Source organism: Streptomyces nodosus, from assembly GCF_008704995.1.
Lineage (GTDB): Bacteria > Actinomycetota > Actinomycetes > Streptomycetales > Streptomycetaceae > Streptomyces > Streptomyces nodosus.
Window position 1 is genome coordinate 5147516 of record NZ_CP023747.1, and the last position, 20517, is coordinate 5168032.

Here is a 20517-nt window from a genome sequence, read left to right on the forward strand (position 1 = left end):
AGGGGTGGACGGGAGCGACGGGGCAGGGGGGCGACGGTCGCCTGTGAGGCGTGGAACAATCGGATTGGCTCACCGGTACCGACAGCGAGCAGGAGACACAGCACGATGCGCATCGGAGTACTCACCGCAGGCGGCGACTGCCCGGGCCTGAACGCAGTGATCCGATCGGTCGTGCACCGCGCGGTGGCGCAGTACGGCGACGAGGTGATCGGCTTCGAGGACGGTTACCGGGGTCTGCTCGAAGGCAACTACCGCTCGCTCGACCTCGACGGCGTCAGCGGCATCCTGGCCCGCGGCGGCACCATCCTCGGTTCCTCCCGTCTGGAGCGCGACCGGCTGCGCGAGGCCTGTGAGAACGCGTCGGACATGATCCGCGACTTCGGCATCGACGCCCTGATCCCGATCGGCGGCGAGGGCACCCTGACCGCGGCCCGCATGCTCTCGGACGCGGGCCTTCCGGTGGTCGGCGTCCCCAAGACGATCGACAACGACATCTCCTCCACGGACCGCACCTTCGGCTTCGACACGGCGGTGACCGTGGCCACCGAGGCGATGGACCGGCTGAAGACGACGGCCGAGTCCCATCAGCGGGTCATGGTGGTGGAGGTCATGGGCCGCCACGCGGGCTGGATCGCGCTGGAGTCGGGCATGGCGGCCGGCGCCCACGGCATCTGCCTGCCGGAGCGCCCCTTCGACCCCACCGACCTGGTCAAGATGGTCGAGGAGCGCTTCGCCCGCGGCAAGAAGTTCGCGGTGATCTGCGTCGCTGAGGGCGCGCACCCCGCCGAGGGCACCATGGACTACGGCAAGGGCGCGATCGACCAGTACGGCCATGAGCGCTTCCAGGGCATCGGCACCGCACTGGCGTACGAGCTGGAGCGGCGGCTCGGCAAGGAGGCCAAGCCGGTCATCCTCGGGCATGTGCAGCGCGGCGGCACGCCGACCGCCTACGACCGGGTGCTGGCCACGCGCTTCGGCTGGCATGCGATCGAGGCGGCGCACCGCGGCGAGTTCGGCATGATGACGGCGCTGCGCGGCACCGATGTGGTGATGGTGCCGCTGGCGGAGGCGGTCACCGAGCTGAAGACCGTTCCGAAGGACCGGATGGACGAGACGGAGTCGGTGTTCTAGGGGCGTCCCCCCTGTGCCGGTGCCCGGGGACCCGCGAGGCGTCCCTCAGTGTCCCCGCTCCGCGCGCCGGACCCACCGGTACACCAGCTCGGGCCGCCCCACCTGCCCGTACTGCGGGTGCCGCTCGGCCCGGCCCGTCTCCACCAGATGCTCCAGATACCGCCGGGCCGTGATCCGGGAGATCCCCACGGTCTCGGCGACGCCGGCCGCCGTGAGCCCCGTCCCGCGGTCCCGCAACGCCCCGGTCACCCGCTCCAGGGTCGGCGCGCTCAGGCCCTTCGGCAGGGCCGAGGGTGCCGGTGCCCGCAGGGTGGCCAGGGCGCGGTCCACCTCGTCCTGGCCGCTGGCCTCGCCCACCGTCGCGCGGTACTCCGCGTAGCGCACCAGACGGTCCCGCAGGGTCGCGAAGGTGAACGGTTTCAGCACGTACTGGACGACGCCCAGGGAGACACCCTCCCGGACGACCGCGAGATCCCGGGCGGAGGTCACCGCTATGACGTCCGCGTGATGTCCGGCCGCCCGCAGCGAGCGGGCCAGCTTCAGCCCGTGCACATCCGGCAGATGCAGATCCAGGAGCAGCAGATCCACCGGGGTGCGCTCCAGCAGGCGTCGCGCCTCCGCGCCGGTCTGCGCCTTTCCTACGGCCGTGAAGCCCGGGACCCGGCCGACGTACAGGATGTGTGCGGCGGCGGCCACCGGGTCGTCCTCCACGACCAGGACGCGGATGGCCTCGGTCATGCGTCACCTCTCATGCGTCACCTCTCATATGTCACCCCCGGACGGAACGGCTCTCGGCTCCCGGCGAGGTCGGCTCGGCCGGAGCGGCAGCGTCCACGGTAGGCAACGGCACTCTCGCCTCGAATTCCGCCCCGCCCCCGGCCGCCTCCGACACGGTCAGGGTGCCCCGGTGACGCCGTACCGTCTGACGGACCAGGGCGAGGCCGAGACCCCGGCCGCCGGGAGCGGTCGTGGACTTGGTCGACCACCCCCGTTCGAACACCGCCTCGGCGTGCGCCGGATCCACACCCGCCCCCGTGTCGGCGACCCGCAGCACCAGGCCCGAGCCGTTCGTGTCGTCGGCGCCGTCAGCGTCGTCGGTGTACGCGGTCACCGTCACCCGTGCGCCCGCCGGGCCCCCCGCCGCGGCGTCCATCGCATTGTCGATCAGATTGCCCAGGATCGTCACCAGATCGCGGGCCGGTAGCGAGGGCGGCAGCAGCCGGTCGTCGATACGGCTGTCCTCCGCCACCACGAACTCCACGCCCCGCTCGTTGGCCTGGGCCGCCTTGCCGAGCAACAGGGCCGCGAGCACCGGCTCGTCGACCGCCGCGACCACCTGGTCCGTCAGGGCCTGCGCCAGTTCCAGTTCGGCCGTGGCGAAGTCGACGGCCTCGTCCGTGCGGCCCAGTTCGATCAGCGAGACCACCGTGTGCAGCCGGTTCGCCGCCTCATGGGCCTGGGAGCGCAGCGCCTGGGTGAAGCCGCGCTCCGAGTCCAGCTCGCCCGTCAGGGACTGGAGTTCGGTCACATCGCGGAGGGTGACCACGGCGCCCCGGCGTTCGCCGCCGGAGACCGGGGAGGTGTTCACCACCAGGACGCGGGTCCCCGTCAGATGGACCTCGTCCACCCGTGACGCGGAGGACAGCAGCGCACCCGTCAGCGGGCCCGGCAGACCCAGGTCCGCCACCGAGCGGCCCACCACCTCTCCGCTCACCCCGAGCAGCTCCCGGCCGCCGTCGTTGATCAGCGCCACCCGGAACCCGCCGTCCAGCATCAGCAGACCCTCGCGCACGGCGTGCAGTGCGGCCTGGTGGTAGTCGTGCATCCGGCTCAGCTCGGTGGCGTTCATCCCGTGGGTGGAGCGGCGCAGCCGGGCGTTGATCACATAGGTGCCGATCGCGCCCAGCACCAGCGCGCCGCCGGCCACCCCGAGCAGCGCGGTCACCTGGTCCTGGAGCCGCTCGCTGATGGCCTCGACCCGTATGCCCGCGCTCACCAGCCCGATGATCTCGCCGTCGTCCTCGATGGGGGTGACGGCGCGGACGGACGGGCCGAGGGTGCCGGTGTAGGTCTCGGTGAAGGACTCGCCGGCCTGGGCGCGGGCGATATGGCCGAGGAAACGCCTGCCGATCTGGCCGGTGTCGGGATGGGTCCAGCGGATCCCCTCCGGGTTCATGATCGTGACGAAGTCCACGCCGGTGTCCCGCTGCACCCGGAGGGCGTAGGGCTGGAGCCGCGCCGTCGGATCGGCGGTGGCGACGGCCTGCCGCACCGAGGGCGCGTCCGCGATCGAGCGGGCCACCGCCATGGCCTGGCGGCCGGCCGCCTGCCCGGCCTGGCGGTGATCGCTGACATAGGTGAACAGCGCGTACCCGGTGACGATCACCGCGATCAGCACGGCCTGCATCGCGAAGAGCTGGCCGGCCAGGCTGCGGGGTCCGGGAAGACGGGGCATGGGCATGCCGCACAGTCTCTCCCGCGGTATAAGCGCGGGCTAAAGAAAGGCGTGAACTCAATGAACGGAAGGGTGACCGCCCTCACATGCCGGGAGATAGTCACCGCATCCCCCGGGAGACGCGCCACGCCTCCCGGGACGCCGGGAGCACGCCTCCCGCCCTTTCCCGGACGTGAGCCGCACGCCGGAACGAGCCGACGTCGTCTCAAGGAGGTCAACCGTGGCCGGCACATCCCCGGCGGCATCCGCCGCACCGGCGGTCAAGCGGGACCGTACGCACTATCTCTACATCGCGGTGATCGCCGCGGTGGTGCTGGGCATAGCCGTGGGTCTGCTCGCACCCGATGTCGCGATCGAGTTCAAGCCGCTCGGCACGGGCTTTGTGAACCTGATCAAGATGATGATCTCGCCGATCATCTTCTGCACGATCGTGCTGGGCATCGGCTCGGTGCGCAAGGCCGCCAAGGTGGGCGCGGTCGGCGGTATCGCACTCGGCTACTTCCTGGTGATGTCCCTGGTCGCGCTGGCCATCGGTCTGGTCGTCGGCAATGTGCTGCACCCCGGTGACGGCCTCCATCTGACGGACGCGATCAAGCAGACGGGCCAGGCCCAGGTGTCGTCCGACGCGCTGCCGCCGGTCGACTTCGTGCTCTCGATCATTCCGACGACCTTTGTCTCCGCCTTCACCGAGGGCCAGGTCCTGCAGACCCTGCTGGTCGCGCTGCTCGCCGGCTTCGCGCTGCAGGCCATGGGCTCGGCCGGCGCCCCGGTGCTGCGCGGCATCGAGCACATCCAGCGGCTGGTCTTCCGGGTCCTCGCCATGGTGATGTGGGCCGCCCCGGTCGGTGCCTTCGGTGCGATCGCCGCCGTGGTGGGCTCGGCGGGACTGGACGCGCTCAAGAGCCTGGCCGTGCTGATGCTCGGCTTCTATGTGACCTGTGTGCTGTTCCTGTTCGTGGTGCTCGGAACGCTGCTGAGGGTCGTCGCGGGCGTCAATGTGCTGGCGCTGTTCAAGTATCTGGGCCGTGAGTTCCTGCTGATCCTGTCGACCTCCTCGTCCGAGTCCGCGCTGCCGCGGCTCATCGCGAAGATGGAGCACCTGGGCGTCAGCAAGCCGGTGGTCGGCATCACCGTCCCGACCGGCTACTCCTTCAACCTCGACGGCACCATGATCTATATGACCATGGCCTCGCTCTACATCGCCGATGCGCTGGGCACACCGATGTCCGTCGGCGAGCAGATCCCGCTGCTGCTCTTCCTGCTGGTCGCCTCCAAGGGTGCGGCGGGTGTCAGCGGCGCCGGTCTCGCCACGCTGGCCGGCGGTCTGCAGTCGCACAAGCCCGCACTGGTCGACGGCGTCGGCCTGATCGTCGGCATCGACCGCTTCATGAGCGAGGCCCGCGCCCTGACCAACTTCGGCGGCAACGCCGTCGCCACCGTGCTGGTCGGCACCTGGACGAAGGAGATCGACAAGGAGCGCGTCCAGGAGGTGCTCTCGGGCCGGCTGCCCTTCGACGAGACCACGCTGCTGGACGAGCACGCCCCGGCCGATCCGTCCGGGCAGGGCGGAGAGAAGGAACTGGCCCACGCCTGATTCCGCACCCCGTACTCCGGGCGGCTGGTCCACTCCCCCGTCGTTCAGCCGCCCGGTTCCCCGCCGTCATGACGCCGAGTGGTCGGGCCCCCTCCCCCCACGGCCCGACCGCTCGGCGTCATGATGCCGCCCCCGCTCCCGGAGCGGGGGCGGACCGCGTTGTCGTGGGGGCCCGGCTCCCGGATCGGGGGCCTCAGTCGGTCAGTTCGGCCACCAGCGCGGTGGCCCGGGAGGCGGGTACGCCCGCCGTGGTGAGCAGGGTGACCGCGGCGGAACGACCCGCCTCCCGCGTTCCCAGCAGCCCCTCGTTCACCGTCTCCATCAGCGCGAACAGCATCTGCTCATGCAGATACGCCAGCACCTGGGGCGGCAGCGGTGAGACGAACACCCCCTGCTCCAGACCGTGCGCCAGGGTCCGGGCGCAGGCGTCCCTGACCGGTGCGAGACGGTCCCGGATGCCCTGCACGGTGACGCTGCGCTGGGCCAGCGCGACCAGGATCCGGTAACGGTCGGCGACCTCCCACACCGCCAGGGTGGAGCGGGCCACCGCCTCGGCCGGGTCCGCCGCCGCCTCGCTGCCGGTCCGGTGCGCCGCGGCCACCGCCGCCACGGCTCCGTCGACCAGCGTGCTGATCAGTGCCTCACGGCTCGGGAAGTGCCCGTACACGGTGCGCCGTACGACACCGGCGGCCCGGGCGATCTGGTCCATGGAGGCATCGGGGTCGCGCAGCAGTTCGGTGAGCGCGACCTCCAGGATGCGGCGGCGGTTGACGTCGGCCCGGCTGACACTACCCGTGGTCATGGCTGCCATTCTGCACGGCCCGCGCGGGCCCCCGTACGTCCGCGCAGGGCCTTCACCTCCTTCATTTGCACAGCCCTGTGCAACTCTCTATATTGCACATCGTTGTGCAAATGCACGCCGCTGTGCAAGTGGCTGCCGTCGTGACCGGCACCACCGGAGAACGTGACCGGCACCACCGGAGAAGAGGAAGGCCCCGCCCCATGCGTCTCGTCATGAAGGAACCGGTCGAGAGGATGGACCGGCCCTACGCCCGGCGCTGGTGGGCACTGCTGGTGCTCTGCCTGAGCCTGCTGATCATCGTGATGGCGAACACCGCCCTCACCGTCGCCGCGCCCGACATGACGCAGGACCTCGGCCTGTCCAGCGCCGATCTGCAATGGGTCATCGACGGCTACACCGTCCCGTACGCGGCGCTGATGCTGCTGTTCGGAGCGATCGGCGACAAGTACAGCCGGCGCGGCGCACTGGTCCTCGGGCTCGCCGTCTTCGGGGGCGGGGCCGTCTTCGGCTCCCTCGCCGACAGCGCCGCCACGGTGATCGCGGCCCGCGCGGTCATGGGGACGGGCGCCGCGCTGATCATGCCCGCCACGCTCTCGCTGCTCGCCGCCACCTTCCCGCGCGCCGAGCGGGCCAAGGCGATCACCCTGTGGACCGCCACCGCCGGGCTCGCCATCGCGGCCGGACCGCTCGTCGCCGGGGCGCTGCTGAGGGACCACGGCTGGTCGTCCACGTTCCTGATCAATGTGCCGATCGCCGTGGTCGCGCTCGTCGCCTCCTTCGTCCTGGTGCCGCCCTCCCGGGCTGCGCACCACGAGCGGATCGACCATGTCGGCGGACTGCTCTCCGTGGTCTGGGTCGGCGCGCTGGTCTACACGATCATCGAGGGGCCGCACTTCGGCTGGGGCGTCAAGGCGGTCACTGCGGCGGTCGTCGCGGGCGTCGGGCTCGTGCTGTTCCTCCTCCGGGAGCTGCGCCATCCGCGTCCCGTGCTCGATGTGCGCCGCTTCGGGGACCGCCGCTTCGCGGGCTCCAACCTCGCCGTCGCGCTGTTCTTCCTGGCGGTCTTCGGCGCCTTCTACTACCTCACCCAGCATCTGCAGTTCGTGCTCGGCTACGACGCCATGGAGACCGGGGTGCGGATGCTGCCGCTGGCCGGCGCGGTGTTCGTGGGCTCGGCACTGACCGGATACCTCACCCCGCGGGTCGGGATGAAGGTCACGGTCACCGCGGGCATGGTGGGCGGCACGGCGGCGCTCGCGCTGCTCACCCGGGTGGACTCCGCGTCCTCGTACGGCGACTTCGTGCTGCCCCTGGTGATCCTGGGTCTGGCGATCGGTCTCGCGCTCTCGCCCTGCACGGACGCGATCATGGGGGCGTTCCCGGAGTCCGAGCTGGGCGTCGGCGGCGCGGTGAACGACACCTCCCTGGAGCTCGGCGGCTCCCTCGGCATCGCCGTCCTCGGATCCGTGCTGGCGAGCTCGTACTCCTCGCGGCTGGCGGACGCCACGGCGGGCGCCGGGCTGCCGGGGGACGCGCTGGCCACCGCGCAGGACTCGGTGGGAGCCGGGTACGCGGTGGCGCGGGGCATCGGCGACAAGGCCCGGCAGCTCGCCGAGCAGGCCGCGCACACCCAGGACCCCCGGCAGGCGGCCCCGCTGAAGGAGCAGGCCGAGCAGCTCGCGCACGGTGCCCGGCAGATGGCCGACGCGGTGGGCGCGTCCTTCGCGGACGCGGTCGCTCACACCAGCCTGGTCGGCGCGGTGGTCCTCGGCGTCGGCACGGTGCTGGTCGCGGTGCTGCTCCCGCGCGGGGCGCGCCCGGCCGAGGCCGAGGAGCCGGAGCGGAAGCCGGAGCCCGTAGCCGCCGGAACCCGCTGACCGCGCGGGGAATCCGTCCCGGAGCCCGGACGGCCGCCCGGCCGGCGCCATTGCCCTGACGTCGACGTCAAGGTTTACGGTCGTGAGCATGCGCATCGGCGAGCTGGCGGCGCGGGCCGGAACCACCACCCGGACGCTGCGGTACTACGAATCTCGGGGGCTGCTGCCCGCGCGGCGCACCGGCAACGGGCACCGCACCTACGACGAGCGTGATCTGCGGCTGCTGCGGCAGATCCGCACGCTGCAGGACTTCGGGTTCGAGCTGGAGGAGACCCGGCCCTTCGTGGAGTGTCTGCGGGCCGGGCATCCGCAGGGCGACTCCTGCCCGGCGTCGCTCGCGGTCTACCGGCGCAAGCTGGACGAGCTCGACGCGCTGATCGGCGAGCTGCAGCAGGTGCGCGCCCGGGTAGGTGACCAGCTGGCGAGGGCGGAGCAGGCACGGGAGTCGCTGGCGGCCGAGGCGATGGTTCCGGGCGGTCCGGAACCGGTGTGCGAACTGGGAGGGCAGCAGTGATGAGCGGGACGACGGATGTGGCCGAGGTGACCGACGGGAACTTCGAGGCGGAGGTGATCGGGGCGGAGCTGCCCGTGCTGGTGGAGTTCACCGCCGACTGGTGTCCGCCGTGCCGGCAGATGGGGCCGGTGCTCGGGGCACTCGCCGCCGAGCAGGCGGGCCGGCTCAAGGTGGTTCAGCTGGATGTGGACACCAATCCGGCGACGACCAATGCCTACAAGGTGCTGTCGATGCCGACCTTCCTGGTCTTCCGCGACGGTGAGCCGGTGAAGGCGATGGTGGGGGCGCGGCCCAAGCGGCGGCTGCTCGAGGAGCTCTCCGACGTGCTCTGATGCGCGCTCCGACGCCACCCGCATCAAAAATCCCCCGGGTAATTGCGCCCGGGGGATTTCTCTGCGTATATTCAATGATTCGCGACTTCGCCTGAATAGGGTCGCGAGAAGTTCACTGAGGACAGTATATGCGGGCGGGAGTGGAATTGTCAAACACCGAATTTCCGGACGATGAATTGCGGCACGAGCAGGAATTCATCGACGGGCTGTATGCGCGGGTGGACGCGCTGCGCGGAGACACCGAGACCTCCGTCGCGGATGCGCTGGCGCAGGGCGACACGCCCATGCAGGCCCGGTTGGAGCGGGACATCCTCGTCGCCGAACGCTCGGGACTGCTGGCCGCGCTGAACGCGGTGGACGGGTCGCTCTGCTTCGGCCGGATCGACCTGGCCTCCGGGCAGAGCCACCACATCGGCCGTATCGGGCTGCGCACCGAGGACGCGGAGCGCACCCCGGTTCTGATCGACTGGCGGGCCGATGTCGCCCGTCCGTTCTATCTGGCCACCGGGCACACCCCGATGGGTCTGCGCAGACGCCGGCACATCGGCACCGACGGGCGCCGGGTGACCTCCCTGCACGACGAGATCCTCGACCTGAGCGACCATGAGCGCACCGGCCACGAGGACCCGAGCGGGGACGCCGCGCTGCTCTCCTCGCTCACCTCGGCCCGTACCGGCCGGATGAGCGACATCGTGGGGACCATCCAGGCCGACCAGGACCGCATCATCCGCGCGCCCCACCGGGGGGTGCTGGTGGTGGAGGGAGGTCCCGGCACCGGCAAGACGGCGGTCGCCCTGCACCGGGCGGCCTATCTCCTCTATGAACACCGTGAGCTGCTCGCCCGCCGTGCCGTCCTGATCGTCGGCCCGAACCCGGCGTTCCTCGGCTATATCGGCGAGGTGCTGCCCTCGCTGGGCGAGACCGGGGTGCTGCTGGCGACCGTCGGCGAACTGTTCCCGGGGGTGCGGGCGTCCGAGGCCGACACCCCGTGGGCCGCGGCCGTGAAGGGCCGCGCCGAGATGGCCGAGGTGCTTGCCGCCGTCGTGGCCGACCGTCAGGCGCTGCCCGACCCGGTGATCGCCGTCGAGCACGACCGGGAGGTCCTGATGCTCGACGACGGACTGGTGAAGGTCGCACGGGAGCGCACCCGTGCGGCGGGGCTGCCGCACAACGCGGCCCGCGAGCACTTCGAGGGCCATGTCCTCAACACGCTCACCGACATGGTCGCCGAACGCATCGGAACGGACCCCTACGACGGCTCCAACCTCCTGGACGCCAGTGACATCACCCAGATCCGCGACGAGCTGGCGGACAACCCCGAGGTCTGGTCGGCGATCGACCAGCTGTGGCCGCGGCTGACCCCCGAGCGGTTGGTCGCGGACTTCCTCGCCGAGCCGGACGGATATCTGTCCGAGGAGGACGCGGACGCCGTACGGCGTCCGGTGACCCTCGCCTGGACCACCGCCGATGTGCCGCTGCTGGACGAGGCGGCCGAACTGCTCGGCGATGACGAGCGGACGGTCAGGGCACGTGCCGAGCGGGAGCGGGAGACCCAGGTCGCCTACGCACAGGGCGTGCTGGACGTGTCGTACGCGTCGCGGACCTATGAGTTCGAGGACAAGGACGACGACGACTCCGAGGTCCTGTCCGCACACGACATCATCGACGCGGAGCGGTTCGCCGAGCGGCAGGAGGAGGCGGACCACCGCAGTGCCGCCGAGCGCGCCGCGGGTGACCGCACCTGGGCGTTCGGGCACATCATCGTCGACGAGGCGCAGGAACTCTCGCCGATGGCGTGGCGGCTGCTGATGCGGCGCAGCCCGACCCGCGCGATGACGCTGGTCGGGGACCCGGCGCAGACGGCCGAGGCCGGCGGCGTCGGCTCCTGGTCGGGGATCCTGGCGCCGTATGTCGAGGACCGCTGGGAGCACACCCGCCTCGGTGTCAACTACCGCACCCCGTCCGAGATCATGGACCTGGCGGCGGCGGTCGTCCGGGCCGAGAACCCGGACTTCGAGCCGCCGAGTTCGGTGCGCTCCACGGGGGTACGGCCCTGGGTGCGCCAGGTGGACGACGATCTGCCGGGCGCGGTGCACCGGGCGGTCGCCGAACTGACCCCCGCCGAGGGCCGGCTGGCGGTGATCGCCCCGCGCGAGCTGCACCGGGCGCTGGCGGCCCGGCTGGACGAGGTCGAGGCCGGGGCCGAACCCGATCTGACCCGGACCGTCGTGCTGCTCGACCCCCGCCAGGCCAAGGGCCTGGAGTTCGACTCCGTACTGGTCGTGGAGCCCGGAAAGTACGGCACCAGCGACGTCTATGTGGCGCTGACGCGTGCGACGCAGCGGCTGGGGGTGCTGCACACCGGAAAGCTGCCGAAAGCGCTGGCACCGCACGCCTGATCCCCGGGGCCCCGCCCCGGCCCCTGCTTCCGCGGGGGCCGGGGGAGAGGGACGGCTCAGTCCGGGCGGAGCCAGAGGGTGGCGAGGGGTGGCAGGGTCAGGCGGATGCTTGTGGTGTGGCCGTGGCAGGGGGTGGGTTCGGGTGTGAGTGGTTCGGGGTTGTGGATGTTGCTGCCGCCGTATCGGGTGTGGTCGGTGTTGAGGGTTTCGTGCCAGGTGTGGTGGTGGTCGGGGACGCCGAGGCGGTAGTCGTGGCGGACGGCGGGGGAGAAGTGGGAGACGGCGAGGAGGGGTGTGCCGTGGGTGTCGTGGCGGAGGAAGGCGAGGACGTTGTCGTCGGCGGCGTCGGCGGTGATCCAGTGGAAGCCGGTGGGGTCGGTGTCGTTCTGCCACAGGGCGGGGGTGTGGCGGTAGTGGGTGTTGAGGTCGCGGACGAGGTCGCGGATGCCGCGGTGGTCGGGTTCGGCGGGGTGGGCGGGGTCGAGGAGCCACCAGTCGGGGCCGTGGGTGTGGGACCATTCGGTTGCCTGGGCGAACTCCTGTCCCATGAAGAGGAGTTGTTTGCCGGGGTGGGCCCACATGTAGGCGAGGTAGGCGCGGTGGTCGGCGCGTTGCTGCCACCAGTCGCCGGGCATCTTGGAGACCAGGGACCGTTTGCCGTGGACGACTTCGTCGTGGGAGAGCGGCAGGATGTAGTGCTCGGTGTGGGCGTAGGTCAGGGAGAAGGTCATCCGGTGATGGTGGTGGCGGCGGTGCACGGGGTTGTGGGCCAGGTAGGTGAGGGAGTCGTGCATCCAGCCCATGTTCCATTTGAGGTCGAAGCCGAGGCCGCCGTGGTGGGTGGGGCGGGTGACGCCGTTCCAGGCGGTGGATTCCTCGGCGAGGGTGATGACGTCGGGGTGGCGGCGGTGGAGGGTGGCGTTCAGGTCCTGGAGGAAGGCGACGGCGTCGAGGTTCTCGTTGCCGCCGTGAATGTTGGGGGTCCACCGGCCCGGGGTGCGTGAGTAGTCGAGGTAGAGCATGGAGGCGACGGCGTCGACGCGCAGGCCGTCGAGGTGGAACTCCTCGCACCAGTACAGGGCGTTGGCGATCAGGAAGTTGCGGACCTCACGGCGGCCCAGGTCGAATTCCAGGGTGCCCCAGTCGGGGTGGGCGGCGCGTTGGGGGTCCTGGTGCTCGTACAGGGGGCGCCCGTCGAACTGGGCCAGTGCCCAGTCGTCGCGGGGGAAGTGGGCCGGCACCCAGTCCAGCAGCACCCCGATCCCCGCCCGGTGCAGCGCGTCGACCAGGAACCGGAAGTCGTCGGGAGTGCCCAGCCGCGCGGTGGGCGCATAGAACCCGGTGACCTGATAGCCCCACGACCCGCCGAAGGGATGCTCCGCCAGCGGCATCAGCTCCACATGGGTGAACCCCAGATCCCTCACATACCCGGGCAGCTGCTCCGCCAGCTGCCGGTAGGTCAGCCCCGGCCGCCAGGACGGCAGATGCACCTCGTACACCGACAACGGCGCCCGACACACCGCAACATCACCACGCCCGCTCATCCATTCCGTATCGCGCCAGGCGTAGGCCGACTCCGTGACGATCGACGCGGTCGCCGGCGGAACCTCGGTACGGCGCGCCATCGGGTCCGCCCGCAGGGTGTGGGTGCCGTCGGGGCGGGTGATCTCGAACTTGTAGAGCGTGCCGGGCCCCAGCCCGGGCACGAACAGCTCCCACACCCCGCTGGAACCCAGCGAACGCATCGGATACGTACGACCGTCCCAGAAGTTGAAGCCTCCGGCCAGGCGCACGCCCCGTGCGTTCGGCGCCCATACCGAGAAACGGGTGCCGGTCGCCCCCTGGTGGGTCATCGGGTGGGCGCCGAGCACCTTCCACAGCTGCTCGTGGCGTCCCTCGGCGATCAGATGCAGATCGAACGCGCCGAGCGTGGGCAGAAAACCGTAGGCGTCCTCGGTGTCCTGGACGGTTCCTTCGTAGGCCACCAGAAGCCGGTACTCGGGGACCTCGCGCAGCGGCAGCAGCCCCGAGAAGAAGCCGTCACTGTCATGACGCAGCTCGGCCCGCAGGGGCCCGGCGACGACGGTGACGGACAGCGCGTACGGCCGGAAGGCCCGGAAGGCCACCCCGTCGGGCACCGGGTGGGCGCCGAGCACCGTATGAGGGTCATGGTGGGTGCCCGTCAGCAGCCGCTCCCGGTCGTCGGCGCCGACGGCGGGGGAGGGGCCCGCCGGCTCGCGCACGGCCTTCTGCTCCCGGTTCCCGGCGGTTGCCGGACCGTCGTCGTGCTGGTGCGCGCTGTCGTCGGACGAAGGGCGGGCGGTCACGGACGGAACCTCCTCGGCACGGGGACGGATCACGCTGCGGCGCCGGCGGCCAGTCGGCGTATCGCCGCCAGCGGCACCGGAAGCCAGTCGGGGCGGTGGCGGGCCTCGTAGAGGACCTCGTAGACGGCCTTGTCCGTCTCGTACGCCCGCAGCAGCACCGGTTCGGTACGCGGATCGCGCCCCGCGACCTCCGCATACCCGGAGCAGTACGCGGCCCGGCAGGCGTCGGCCCAGCGCGTCGCCGGCGGGGTGACCGAGTGCGCCGCGTAGTCGAAGGAGCGGAGCATGCCCGCGATGTCCCGCAGTGTCGGCTGAGGCATACGGCGTTCGGCCAGCGGCTTCGACGGCTCGCCCTCGAAGTCGATCAGCGACCAGGCCCCGGACGGTGAGCGAAGGCACTGGCCCAGATGGAGATCTCCATGGATGCGCTGGGCGGTCCAGGTGCGCCCCTCGGCGGCCAGGCCGGCCAGTGCCCGGAACGCGGACCGCAGCCCCGGCGCGTACGGCCGCAGCGCGGGCACCGCTCCTGCCGCCGTGTCGAGTCGCTCGGTCATGCCCTCGGCCAGCAGACGTAAGCGGTGCTGCTCCAGGGTGACCGTGGGAAGGGCCAGGGCGAGTGCCCCGTGCACCTCGGCGGTGGCCCGCCCCAGTGCCCGTGCCTTCGGGGTGAAGTCCTCGCTCTTGGCCAGCTCGCGCAGCGCCAGCTCCCAGCCGTCGGTCGCGCCCCGCACATAGGGCTGGAGCACGCCCAGGACATACGCCTCGCCCGGGCCGTCGGGATCGGCGAGCAGCCAGCCGGCCGGCGGGGGCACCCGGGGACAGCCCTCATGGGCCAGTGCCAGCGGAAGCTCCAGTTCGGGATGGGTGCCGGGCACGATCCGCCGCAACAGCTTGAAGACGAACGTGTCCCCGTAGACGACCGAGGAGTTGGACTGCTCCGAGGTCATCCGCCGCGGTACCAGGCCCTCTCTTATCGGCTGCCGTGCGTCGCCCTCGAAGCGGAGGCGGCCGATACGGGCCCTGGCGCGGATCGCCTCCAGAAGGACCGCCGACGCCCGGGGGTCGGACAGCCCCTCGTACACCGTCCGTCCCGCCAGCGGGCCCACCTGGGGGCGGCCGATGAGGGCGGGCGCCAGCCGTGGCGGCAGCGTCTCGCGCACCCCGGTCAGCAATTGGTAGCAGTCCCCGGGGTGTACCGCACCGCCCTGGGCGGGGATCTCCGGCTGATGGGCCCGTACCAGCAGATGGAGCAGCGCCGACGAGCCCCCGGGCGGCAGCAGTTCGGTGGCCGCCACCAGAGAGAACCCGGTGACCGGGCGGCCCTTGCCCGCGAACCAGCGTTGGCGCGGCAGCCACTCCCGCAGCAGGGGTTCTAGGGACGCGAGAAGACCGGGGTGGGCGGCGGCACGGGCGACGGCATCCGACATGGCGTGCGTCCTTTCCCGGAGCGGCCCTAGGCGACGTCCTTGCGGAGTCGGAACCAGTAGAAGCCGTGGCCGGCGAGGGTGAGGAGGTAGGGGAGGTCGCCGATGGGTGGGAAGCGGACCTGGCCGATGAGTTCGACGGGGTGGCGGCCGTGGAAGCGGGTCAGGTCGAGTTCGGTGGGCTGGGCGAAACGGGAGAAGTTGTGGACACACATCACCAGGTCGTCCTTGTACTCACGCAGGAACGCCAGGACGGCCGGGTTGGAGGAGACCAGCTCGGTGTAGGAGCCGAGCCCGAACGCGGGGTTCTGTTTGCGGATCTCGATCATCCGGCGGGTCCAGTGCAGCAGGGACGACGGGGAGGACATCGAGGCCTCGACGTTGGTGACCTGGTAGCCGTGGACCGGGTCCATGATCGTGGGCAGGTAGAGACGGCCGGGGTCGCAGGAGGAGAAACCCGCGTTGCGGTCCGGGGTCCACTGCATCGGTGTGCGCACGGCGTCGCGGTCGCCGAGCCAGATGTTGTCGCCCATGCCGATCTCGTCTCCGTAGTAGAGGATCGGGGAGCCGGGCAGGGACAGCAGCAGCGCGGTGAACAGTTCGATCTGGTTGCGGTCGTTGTCCAGCAGCGGTGCCAGACGGCGGCGGATGCCGATGTTGGCGCGCATGCGGGGGTCTTTGGCGTATTCGGCCCACATGTAGTCGCGTTCCTCGTCGGTGACCATCTCCAGGGTCAGCTCGTCGTGGTTGCGCAGGAAGATGCCCCACTGGCAGTGGGCGGGGATCTGGGGGGTCTTGGCGAGGATCTCCGAGACGGGATGCGCCGATTCACGGCGCACGGCCATGAAGATGCGGGGCATGACGGGGAAGTGGAACGCCATATGGCATTCGTCGCCGCCGCTGGGATAGTCGCCGAAGTAGTCGACGACGTCCTCGGGCCACTGGTTGGCCTCCGCCAGCAGGACGGTGTCGGGGTAGTGGGCGTCGATCTCCTTGCGGACCCTTTTGAGGAAGGTGTGGGTGGCGGGCAGGTTCTCGCAGCAGGTGCCTTCCTGCTGGTAGAGGTAGGGGACCGCGTCCAGCCGGAAACCGTCGATGCCCAGATCGAGCCAGAACCTCAACGCGGCCAGGATCTCCTCCTGCACGGCCGGGTTGTCGTAGTTCAGATCCGGCTGGTGGGAGAAGAAACGGTGCCAGTAGTACTGCTGGCGCACCGGGTCGAACGTCCAGTTGGAGGCCTCGGTGTCCACGAAGATGACCCGCGCCTGCCCATACTGTTTGTCGTCGTCCGCCCACACGTAGTAGTCGCCGTAGGGGCCGGTCGGGTCGGTGCGGGACTGCTGGAACCACGGATGCTGGTCACTGGTGTGGTTCATCACGAAATCGATGATCACCCGCATGCCCCGCTGGTGGGCGGCGTCCACGAACTCCACGAAATCCGCGAGATCCCCGAACTCCGGCAGCACCGCCGTGTAGTCGGACACGTCGTAGCCGCCGTCCCGCAGCGGCGACCGGAAGAAGGGAGGCAGCCACAGGCAGTCGACACCCAGCCACTGCAGATAGTCCAGCTTCGCGGTCAGCCCCTTCAGATCCCCCACCCCGTCCCCGTCACTGTCCTGGAACGAGCGCACCAGGACCTCGTAGAACACGGCACGCTTGAACCACTCCGGATCCCGCTCCGCCACGGGAGTGTCCTCGAAGGTGTCCGGGACGGGCTCGTTGACGATCATCGTGTGGGTGACCCTCCGGTTCGCGGTGCAGACGGTCGCAGAACGGTCAGCACGTGCGCGGGAGCAACGCCCGGCGACAGACGCACATAGTTGGCCCTGCCCCAGTGATAGGTGACACCGGTGAGCTCATCACGCACCGGCACCGACTCGTGCCAACCCAGCCCGAGCCGCGGCATGTCCAACGACACCGTCGCCTCCTGGGTATGGCACGGATCCAGATTCACGACCACCACAACCGTGTTCGAACCCGAACACTTGCTGTAGGCGATGACCTGATCGTTGTCCGCGTCATGAAAATGCAGATTCCGCAGCCGCCGCAGTGCCGGACTGGCCCGCCGCACCTCGTTCAGCCGCGTCACCAACCCTGTGATGCTGCGCCCCTCACGCTCGGCCGCCTCCCAGTCGCGGGGCCGCAACTGGTACTTCTCCGAGTGCAGATACTCCTCACTCCCCTCATGCAGAGGCTCGTTCTCGCACAGTTCGAAACCCGAGTACATGCCCCACGACGGGGACAGCGTCGCCGCCAGCACCGCCCGCACCTCGAACGCCGGGCGCCCACCGTGCTGCAGATACGCGTGCAGGATGTCCGGCGTGTTCACAAACAGATTCGGCCGCATATACGCCGCCGTCTCACCCGTCAGCTCCCCCAGATACTCCGTCAGCTCCCGCTTCGTGTTCCGCCACGTGAAATACGTGTAGGACTGCTGGAACCCCACCGCCGCCAGCGCCCGCATCACCGCCGGACGCGTGAACGCCTCCGCCAGGAACACCACATCCGGATCCACCCGGTTGATCTCCCCGATCACCCGCTCCCAGAACACCACCGGCTTCGTGTGCGGATTGTCCACCCTAAAGATCCGCACCCCCAAACCCATCCAGAACCGCAGCACCCGCACACACTCCGCCACCAGCCCCTCGAAATCCGTATCGAAGAACACCGGATAAATGTCCTGATACTTCTTCGGCGGATTCTCCGCGAACGCCACCGACCCGTCCGCACGACGCCGGAACCACTCCGGATGCTTCTCCACCCACGGATGATCCGGAGAACACTGCAACGCGAAATCCAGCGCCACCTCAAGCCCCAACGACCGCGCCCGTCCCACGAACCACCCGAAATCCTCCACCGTCCCCAACTCCGGATGCACCGCGTCATGACCCCCCTCCGACGACCCCACCGCCCACGGCACCCCCACATCCCCCACCCCCGCCGACAACACACCCTCCGGCCCTTTACGAAACGTCGACCCGATCGGATGCACCGGCGGCAGATACACCACGTCAAAACCCATCCCCGCGATCACCGGCAACCGCCGCGCCGCCGAACGCAACGACCCGTGCGGACACCCCACCGTCCCCTCCGAACGCGGAAAGAACTCGTACCAGGACCCGAACAACGCCCGCTCCCGCTCCACCACCAACGGCAACACCCCCGACCACGACACCCCCACACGCAACGGAAACCGCGCCAACACCTCCACCACCCCCGGCGCCGACACCGCCGCCAGTCGGGAGGAGGCCGGGCGTCCGGTGTCGCGCAGGGCTTCGATCGCGGCGCGGAGCACCTCCCGCCGGCCCCCGTCCTCCGGGACGCCGGACGCGGCGCGTTCGTGGAGACGTGCGCCCTCCTCCAGGACCAGTTCGGTGTCGATGCCCGCCGGGATCTTGATCTCCGCCTCCTGGCGCCAGGTGGTGAGCGGGTCCTTCCAGGCCCGGACGGAGTAGGTCCAGCGGCCCTCGGCCGGTACGGAGACGGTGGCGCCCCAGCGGTCGGTGCCGGGCGCGAGTTCGCGCATCGGGGTCCAGGGCCCGGCGTGGCCCTCGGGGTCCCGGAGTACGACATCGGCGCCGATCGCCTCATGTCCCTCGCCGAAGACCGTGGCGGAGATCTCGAACTCCTCGTCCACCACCGCCTTGGCGGGGCGGCGCCCCTGGTGGACGAGGGGGCGTACATCGAGGACGGGGATCCGCCCGAGGGTGGGTACGGCCGCCGGGGCCGTCGGTGCCGCAGGGGGGCCCGCGCTCGCGGAGGGTGTCCGCGGGGTGCGGGGCGAGGCGTCGGCCTTCCCCGAGGGGGAGGCGACGGTGCCGGTTGCCGGGGGTGCCGATGAATGAGGGATCGGGCGCATGACCGCTCCTGTCCGCGTCGACGTCGATGGGCGGATGGGGGTGTCGGAAGGCGGGGGCCGGCGGGGCTGCCGTGGACAGCCTGCCCATCCGGTACGGGTGGGCATTCCGGTACTTTGGTGACTACTCGCGCGTATGTCTACGTTCAAGACCGGCCGCATCCGCGGCGGCGGAAAGGGGCCGGCCCCACCCATGAGGGTGAGGCCGATAAGAGTACGCGTGTCCGGTTAAATCTTGTTTACGCGCGTCTGGTTGATTTTCCGTCAGGCGGACGGTGCCGCCCTCGGGTCTCGTCCATGCACGGACGGATGCGGACGCCCGGCCGGGGTCAGAGGCCGCCGACCTGGAGCAGCCGGTTCGGTGATCCGGTGCCCGGGTGCTTGACCCTCCCCGCGGCGGCCTTCCGCACCAGCGCCCGGCTCACCTGCGCCGGGGTGGCATGGGGGTGGCCGGCGAGATGGAGCGCGGCCGCGCCCGTGACATGCGGGGTCGCCATCGAGGTGCCGGAGAAGGTGGCCGTGGCGGTGTCATCGGTGGAGGCGTCGGAGGTGATCGCCACACCGGGGGCGAACAGGTCAACGGCCGGGCCCCAGTTGGAGAAGGGGGCCCGGGTGTCCCCCCGGTCCCCTGCGCCGACCGTGATGGCCTCGGGGACCCGCCCGGGGGAGTAGAGCCCCGCGAGACGGCCGCCGTTGCCCGCGGCCACCACATAAGTGACCCCGGACGCGATGGAGTTGCGTACGGCCGCGTCCAACTGGGCGTTCGGGGGGCCGCCCAGACTCAGATTCGCCACCGCCGGCTTCCTGGCGTGCGCGGTCACCCAGTCGATGCCCGCGATGAGCCGGGCGGTGGTGCCCGCGCCGTTGTCGTCCAGGACGCGCACGGATACGACCTCGGCCCGTTTGGCGACCCCGTACCGGGTGCCCGCGATGGTTCCGGCCACATGCGTGCCGTGCCCGTTGCCGTCGGACGCCGTGCGGTCGCCGTCCACGAAGTCCCAGCCGTAGCGCGCCCGGCCGCCGAAGTCACGGTGGGAGATGCGGACACCGGTGTCGATGACGTACACCGTGACGCCCCCGCCCCCCGACCCGGGCCAGGAGTAACCCCGGTCCAGTGGGGCATCCGGCTGGTCGATGCGGTCGAGGCCCCAGGACGGTGGGTTCCTCTGGGTGCGGTCCAGCGCGACCCTGGTGTCCTGGGCGACCGAGGCCACCCGGGGGTCCGCCGCGAGGCGCCGGGCCTGGTGCTCGTCGAGCCGCACCGCGAATCCGTTGAGCGCGGTCCGGTAGGTGTGGCTGATTTCCGCCCCGTACCGCTCGGCGATGTCCTTGCCGGAGCCCGCCGGGGCCCGGGTTCCCCCCTTGAGCGTGACGATGAAGCTCCCCTTGACCGCGCCGGGGCTCCCGGCGCCGAGGACGACCCCTTCCGGGGCCGCCCGCGCGGGCGGACCGAGGGCGGTGAGCGCCGCGACCATGGCGACCACGGTGAAGAAGCCCGGCAGACGCGGGCGCGTGTGTCTCCTCCGTGCCAACGTGAGTCCCCCCTCCTCGGCTCGGCGGGACGGGCCATGGACCCGTCCGTGCCCGGACCGTCCGCCGGCCCGTACGCCACTGGGCAGCGTCTCGTGCGGTGTGAACCGCCACAAGACCGCCCAGGAGGGCGGAATCAGCCGTATCGCCCAGAGTGGCGGTAAAGGTTGCGTTGTTTTTCGAGGGGTGTGTGCCGTGCCCGGAAGGGGGCGCGTGAGGGACACGCGGGGGCATGAGGAGGCGCGACGCGGCGCGTGAACCGGCGACGGGCGTAAC

At 70.8% G+C, this 20517-nt stretch carries 14 protein-coding genes; 6 read left to right on the forward strand and 8 right to left on the reverse strand.

The annotated features are described in order from the left end of the window. Window positions 1-105 precede the first annotated feature (105 nt). Window positions 106-1131: an ATP-dependent 6-phosphofructokinase gene (locus tag CP978_RS23335; RefSeq protein WP_043443994.1), complete on the forward strand. Its 1026-nt coding sequence runs from the start codon at window positions 106-108 to the stop codon at window positions 1129-1131. A 45-nt stretch (window positions 1132-1176) separates the two neighbouring features. Here the strand turns inward: CP978_RS23335 and CP978_RS23340 are convergent, their stop codons facing one another. Both CP978_RS23340 and CP978_RS23345 read right to left on the reverse strand, forming a co-directional pair. Then, the gene (locus CP978_RS23340) at window positions 1177-1869 is read right to left on the reverse strand and encodes a response regulator (RefSeq protein ID WP_043443996.1); all 693 of its coding nucleotides are present in this window, start codon (window positions 1867-1869) and stop codon (window positions 1177-1179) included. A gap of 31 nt (window positions 1870-1900) precedes the next feature. Then, on the reverse strand, window positions 1901-3592 hold the full coding sequence (locus tag CP978_RS23345; protein ID WP_043443998.1) for a sensor histidine kinase: 1692 nt from the start codon (window positions 3590-3592) through the stop codon (window positions 1901-1903). A gap of 214 nt (window positions 3593-3806) precedes the next feature. Between CP978_RS23345 and CP978_RS23350 the strand changes: the two genes are divergently transcribed. Continuing rightward, window positions 3807-5180: a cation:dicarboxylate symporter family transporter gene (locus CP978_RS23350; protein ID WP_043443999.1), complete on the forward strand. Its 1374-nt coding sequence runs from the start codon at window positions 3807-3809 to the stop codon at window positions 5178-5180. A 193-nt stretch (window positions 5181-5373) separates the two neighbouring features. Here CP978_RS23350 and CP978_RS23355 read toward each other — a convergent pair whose 3' ends face one another. Continuing rightward, window positions 5374-5991, reverse strand: a complete 618-nt coding sequence (locus CP978_RS23355; protein ID WP_043444000.1) for a TetR/AcrR family transcriptional regulator — start codon at window positions 5989-5991, stop codon at window positions 5374-5376. A 191-nt stretch (window positions 5992-6182) separates the two neighbouring features. Between CP978_RS23355 and CP978_RS23360 the strand changes: the two genes are divergently transcribed. The 4 genes from CP978_RS23360 to CP978_RS23375 all read left to right on the forward strand — a co-directional run bounded on the left by CP978_RS23360 (window position 6183) and on the right by CP978_RS23375 (window position 11104). Beyond that, complete coding sequence (locus CP978_RS23360) at window positions 6183-7859, forward strand: MFS transporter (RefSeq protein WP_043444001.1); 1677 nt, start codon at window positions 6183-6185, stop codon at window positions 7857-7859. Between the two features lie 88 nt (window positions 7860-7947). Continuing rightward, entirely contained in the window at window positions 7948-8373 is a 426-nt protein-coding gene (locus CP978_RS23365) for a MerR family transcriptional regulator (RefSeq protein WP_043449335.1), read from the forward strand. Next, window positions 8373-8705, forward strand: coding sequence for a thioredoxin family protein (locus tag CP978_RS23370; RefSeq protein ID WP_043444002.1), 333 nt, complete (start codon window positions 8373-8375; stop codon window positions 8703-8705). The genes CP978_RS23365 and CP978_RS23370 overlap by 1 nt, the downstream gene beginning before the upstream one ends. Window positions 8706-8833: 128 nt before the next feature. Continuing rightward, complete coding sequence (locus tag CP978_RS23375) at window positions 8834-11104, forward strand: HelD family protein (protein WP_079162273.1); 2271 nt, start codon at window positions 8834-8836, stop codon at window positions 11102-11104. A gap of 56 nt (window positions 11105-11160) precedes the next feature. Here CP978_RS23375 and glgB read toward each other — a convergent pair whose 3' ends face one another. The 5 genes from glgB to CP978_RS23395 form a co-directional block, all read right to left on the reverse strand. Next, entirely contained in the window at window positions 11161-13431 is a 2271-nt protein-coding gene (gene glgB / locus CP978_RS23380) for a 1,4-alpha-glucan branching enzyme (RefSeq protein ID WP_376697955.1), read from the reverse strand. Between the two features lie 29 nt (window positions 13432-13460). Beyond that, complete coding sequence (locus tag CP978_RS35780) at window positions 13461-14858, reverse strand: maltokinase N-terminal cap-like domain-containing protein (protein WP_052454250.1); 1398 nt, start codon at window positions 14856-14858, stop codon at window positions 13461-13463. 26 nt (window positions 14859-14884) lie between these two features. After that, a complete protein-coding gene (treS, locus tag CP978_RS23385) occupies window positions 14885-16585 on the reverse strand; it encodes a maltose alpha-D-glucosyltransferase (RefSeq protein ID WP_043444003.1) in 1701 nt (566 codons plus the stop codon). Beyond that, on the reverse strand, window positions 16582-18714 hold the full coding sequence (locus CP978_RS23390) for an alpha-1,4-glucan--maltose-1-phosphate maltosyltransferase (protein WP_043444004.1): 2133 nt from the start codon (window positions 18712-18714) through the stop codon (window positions 16582-16584). The genes treS and CP978_RS23390 overlap by 4 nt, the downstream gene beginning before the upstream one ends. Before the next feature lie 326 nt (window positions 18715-19040). Further along, window positions 19041-20243 carry a S8 family peptidase gene (locus CP978_RS23395; protein WP_043444005.1) on the reverse strand — a complete coding sequence of 401 codons (1203 nt, stop codon included), beginning with the start codon at window positions 20241-20243 and terminating at the stop codon, window positions 19041-19043. Window positions 20244-20517 lie beyond the last annotated feature (274 nt).

Excerpts from the sequence above, each read along its gene's own strand:
- CP978_RS23335 (WP_043443994.1), top strand. The coding sequence starts at position 106 with ATGCGCATCGGAGTACTCACCGCAGGCGGCGACTGCCCGGGCCTGAAC.
- CP978_RS23340 (WP_043443996.1), bottom strand. The coding sequence starts at position 1,869 with ATGACCGAGGCCATCCGCGTCCTGGTCGTGGAGGACGACCCGGTGGCC.
- CP978_RS23345 (WP_043443998.1), bottom strand. The coding sequence starts at position 3,592 with ATGCCCATGCCCCGTCTTCCCGGACCCCGCAGCCTGGCCGGCCAGCTC.
- CP978_RS23355 (WP_043444000.1), bottom strand. The coding sequence starts at position 5,991 with ATGGCAGCCATGACCACGGGTAGTGTCAGCCGGGCCGACGTCAACCGC.
- CP978_RS23360 (WP_043444001.1), top strand. The coding sequence starts at position 6,183 with ATGCGTCTCGTCATGAAGGAACCGGTCGAGAGGATGGACCGGCCCTAC.
- CP978_RS23365 (WP_043449335.1), top strand. The coding sequence starts at position 7,948 with ATGCGCATCGGCGAGCTGGCGGCGCGGGCCGGAACCACCACCCGGACG.
- CP978_RS23370 (WP_043444002.1), top strand. The coding sequence starts at position 8,373 with ATGAGCGGGACGACGGATGTGGCCGAGGTGACCGACGGGAACTTCGAG.
- CP978_RS23375 (WP_079162273.1), top strand. The coding sequence starts at position 8,834 with ATGCGGGCGGGAGTGGAATTGTCAAACACCGAATTTCCGGACGATGAA.
- CP978_RS35780 (WP_052454250.1), bottom strand. The coding sequence starts at position 14,858 with ATGTCGGATGCCGTCGCCCGTGCCGCCGCCCACCCCGGTCTTCTCGCG.
- treS (WP_043444003.1), bottom strand. The coding sequence starts at position 16,585 with ATGATCGTCAACGAGCCCGTCCCGGACACCTTCGAGGACACTCCCGTG.
- CP978_RS23390 (WP_043444004.1), bottom strand. The coding sequence starts at position 18,714 with ATGCGCCCGATCCCTCATTCATCGGCACCCCCGGCAACCGGCACCGTC.